The following is a 4,201-nucleotide window of genomic DNA, read 5'->3' as shown; positions in this document are numbered from 1 at the left end:
GTGCATCGCGCACAGGCTTGGACCCTATGTCGCCCGCGTCGCCTACCGCGAAAACGCTGCCCGAGCCTGACTGGCGCATGAAGCGGCGCACGGTGGCCGCCAGGTAGGGATAGCTGCGCGTGAGGATGCTGGCTGGGGCCTCGGAGATCGCGCGCACCTTGCCATCCGCGCCGGTGCCGATGAGCGTGATCCAGCCTGGCCGCTGCATGGACTTGCCCACGATGGCAAGGTCGTCTGGCCCAGCCATCTTTTCGCCCAATACCGCCATGGGCTTGCTGGCCTTGAGCAGCCTGTCCTCGCCGAAGTCTTGGTAGCGCACCATGTCGGCAGGTTCTCTGCCTTGGTTCGCAGCGTCGATCACGGCGTATTTGTTGCTGTTGATGACAACGTGAGCCACGAGACCCGGGACATGCGCCCCCAGCATGCGTGTGAGTCCAACGTCCTCAGGGCTGGGCGTGGGATTGCCCGACGGATGGTTGTGCAGCAGGTAGTAAGAGTCCGCCCCAGTCTTCTGCTTGATGTCGCGCATCTGGTTCACATACTCTTGCTCGCTGACGCCAGCAGGAGCCATGGGCGCTGTGCCAGGCATGCGGGAACTAACGCCGGTGGCATGCACCACCACGCCGTCCTTGACAAAGAAAACCCGGAACGTCTCGAACCGGGGATCGCGATACACCTGGGCCAGCTCGGCCAGGCGTTGCGGGCTGTCTACTTGCTCGCCAAGGAGGGATTGGCTGCCGGAGCGTTCGATTCGCTCGGCGATTCCAAGTCCCACGAGAGCGGCGGTCCTACGTGGTAGGGATGTTCTTCCATCCCGCCGCAGAATCCCCTGGCTGCTCCCTTGGTCGTCGGCTCGCTCCATTCGCCCGGCAAATCCGACTCCCACGAGAGAGGCGGTCCGATGCGGTAAGGGTGCTCCACCACCCCGCCGCAAAGCACCATCGCCGGCCGCTCGGGCGTCGCCTTGAGTGGGTCCGAGTCCATCGTCGGGCTGGGTTGGTTCTTGAACGCGTCCATTGACACTACTGTAGCCGCTGCGGTAGCTCTCTGCAACGAGCTTGCCTTGGCTGGGTGCAGGATTGTGAGGTTGCGCGGGCTGCAGGCCGCCCAGCAACTGCCGCGCCTTGTCCACCTGATCGAGCCCGACAACCACGCCGCCTTTGCGCCGCAGCACGCGGTCCACGCCGCCTTGTCGCAGGCGCTCCTGCAACTGTGCGGGGTCGCCTTTGACCATCAGCGTGCCGTCGCGCTGCATCTGCATGACTGGCGCAGGCTGAAATGCTCCCCCATTCGCCGGTGAGCCATGCTCTGTGCGTGAGGCGCCGGCGCCCACATCGCTGGAGCCCTCCTTGGAGCTGCCAGCCGTTGGCGCTCCACCTCGAGGGTCTGCGGGCGCGAACCGCGAGGCGGCTCTGGCCTGTGGCAGGGTGGCCGTTGCCGATGCGCGCTGAGACCCGCTCCCCACCTGCGGGCCAGCCGTGACGGCGAGTGGGCGGCTGAGCACCCGTTGCGCCAGTGCCGCCTGGTCGACGGGCACCACGGTCACGCCCGCGAATGGCTCGGCACCGCGCACGCCGCCTGCTTGCAGGTGCGCCAGGATGGTGGCCTGATCGCCGCCGATGACGAGCATGCCGGAGTCAAGGGCCTGGACCTGTGCGTCTATGGGGGCGGAGGCCGGGGGCTGGACCTGTGCCGTTGCCGTGTGGTGGGCCGAGCCGTGCTGGGTAGTGGCTGGCGCTATGTCTGTGGCTGCGGCGCTGGCATCGGCTTCAGCGTTCGCAGCGGAAGGCGTTGGGGCCGGAGCTGGGGTGCCGGGTGCATTGGTTGCGGGATCGGCGGCGCTTGCCTGGGTGGCTGTCTCTGCCTGATCTGCGTCGCTGTTGACCTGTCCGTGCGGCAAGGCGTTGGCGCCTTGCTGTGTGCCGCTGCTGTTGCCGTCCGTCGATGCCGGCATGGGCATCGTGGGCGTGGCCGATGGGGCGGCAGGGCTTGGTGTGGTCGCCGCGCCGGTTGCAGCATCCTGTGCCGGCAGGGCCTCGGCCTGGCGCAGTATCTCGGCTTCGGCTCGGGCTTTCTTGTCGGCGGCGGCTACGTCCGACCATTGGGTGGTGTTGGGCACGGGCTCGCCGTGGTAGCCCGTTGCTGGTGCCGTGGAGCCTGATGAGGGCGCTGGAGTGGGGGCGGTGGTGTTGCCGGTGCCTCCCTCATAGGTCCCTTCACCGGCCTGGGGTGCGTGCGGTGCGGTGGATTGGTCCTGTACGCGCGGTGCGGGCTGCGTCACACCACCTCCCAGCACGCGCCGTCCCCCGCTCATCATTGCGCCCTGCATCACGGTCTGGGTGATGGTGTCGCCCAGCTGTTGGACGTAGTCGCCCAGCGTGGCGTTCGGGTTCAGCGCCATGCCGGCGGGGGCCCATTTGTCCACGGCGAACTGGCCGGTGGTGGTGAGCACCTCGCCGGGGATTTCCTTTTTGACCAGGTTGGCCAGAAAGCCCGCCAGCGCATCCCCGTGCATGCCGGCGGTGGCCTTGCGGATGGCCCCCATGTTGCCCTTGAAGCCGAACTTCTCGCCGATCACCTCGAAGGCGGCGAATGCGCCTGCGCGCCCGGCCGCCTGCTGCGGGTCGAGCCCGCGCGACTTGCCGTCGCTGTACTCCTGCCCGAACGATTGCACCGCTATGCCGCCCATGCTGAGCAACTGCGACGGTACGAAGCTGCCCGTGACCAGCATGGGCAACTGCTGGGTGATGGAACTGACGGCACCTTCGAAGTTGCGCTGCAGGTGCGTGCCGCGCTCGCCAATGGCCTGCTCCATGCCGCGCAATGAGGTGGCGCGGTCTGCGGTGCGTTGCCGGGTTGCATCGTCTGCGCCGGTCAGGTCTTCGATGGCCTGGCTCAAGCCCACCACACCCTTGCCCAGGCCCAGCCCGCCTTTGGCGACGCCGCGCACCACTGCGTTGTTGAGCAGGTTGGCGGGGCGGTCGGGGTCGAACAGGTTCTTGGTGTCGAAGTCGTAGGTGGAAGGCTGCACCGTGCCGCCAAGGGCCTTGATCTCTTGCCCCGGTGCGACGCCTGCGGCTGCGCCTTCACTGGCCGCGCGCCGCGCGAAGTCGGGGTGCTCGCCCTTGGCGATCAGTGCCTTGGTGCGGCCTTCGGCGCGGGTATCGAGCAGGGTTGCGGTGGGCGAGCGCGACAGGGCGCCTTCGTCTGCCCGCGCGAACTGCGCGGCCCTCTCGCGTGCGAGTTGGCCCTGCCATCCTGGCATGGACTGCATGCGCTGGCGGTCTTCAGGGTTGGCTGCGTTCCATGCGTTGCCAAAGGCCTGGCGCACCTCGGGCCGCACCGGGGCGAAGCTGGCGCTGGGCAAGTCCGCAGGCGGTGCGGCGCGTTCCAGCACGCTGCCAACGCTGGCTGGCGTGGCCTTGCCGGCGGTGGCCTCGGGCTGGGTGGCCACCCATCGTGCGGCGGCGCCGATGCCCGGCAGCATCCGGGCCAGGGTCTTCGCACCCGACGCCAGCTGGCTCTTCACCTCATCCACGAAAGGCTTCTGCGTCGCCGGGGCCTGGCGGTACAGCAGGCTGCGCGGGTCGTCGGCGGCGCCCAGCCTGGCGTCTGGCGGGGCAGGGGGCTGGTCTGGCCTTGCGGCTTGCGATGGCGGCGCCCCCGGCACGGGCGCGGCTGCCTGGGGCCTTGCGGGCCTGGGCCGTTCCGAGGGGGCCGGCGTCGGTGCAGGCCCCGGGGCGGGCACCTGCGCATCGGCCTGCGTTGGGGGCGAGAGGGGTGCAGCGGCCGGTGCCGCCAAGGCATCGCCAGCGTTGCCCTCTTCTTCCCGGCGGTAGGAGGCCAGGGCCTGGGCGTAGTCGCCATCGAAGGCCTCCAGGCGCGAGCGCAGCGAGGCTGCGGTGTCGAAAATGGAATCGACCGAGCCGCTGTGGCCCAGCGCGCGCAGCACGTCGGCATCCACCCCGTATTCGCGGGCGGCAGCATCCAGGGCTGCGTCAAGAGGTACTGGGCCGGGCGGCATGGAGGCGGGCGGGTCCGCAGGCCAGGCAGACAACGGTGTGCCGTCGTCGTTGTCGTCGAGGGTGAAAGCGCCCCAGGCCTCGTCTTGCGAGGCCAGTTCGTACAGGTTCATGGAAAGGGCTCCGCGCGGAGGTTGGTGGTACGAGACCACTCTGGCGCGCGGATCAGCCGCTGGGGA

At 68.9% G+C, this 4,201-nt stretch carries 1 protein-coding gene; it reads right to left on the bottom strand.

Annotated features, from left to right (window positions below):
- On the bottom strand, nt 1-4,135 hold a 4,135-nt coding region (locus ASE31_RS31765), incomplete at its 3' end, for a JAB domain-containing protein (RefSeq protein WP_157412582.1).
- Nucleotides 4,136-4,201 lie beyond the last annotated feature (66 nt).

Source organism: Acidovorax sp. Root217 (genome assembly GCF_001428645.1).
Taxonomy (GTDB): Bacteria; Pseudomonadota; Gammaproteobacteria; order Burkholderiales; family Burkholderiaceae_C; genus Acidovorax.
The sequence above is the reverse complement of the archived record's forward strand: the minus strand, read 5'-3'. Positions and strand labels throughout refer to the sequence as shown.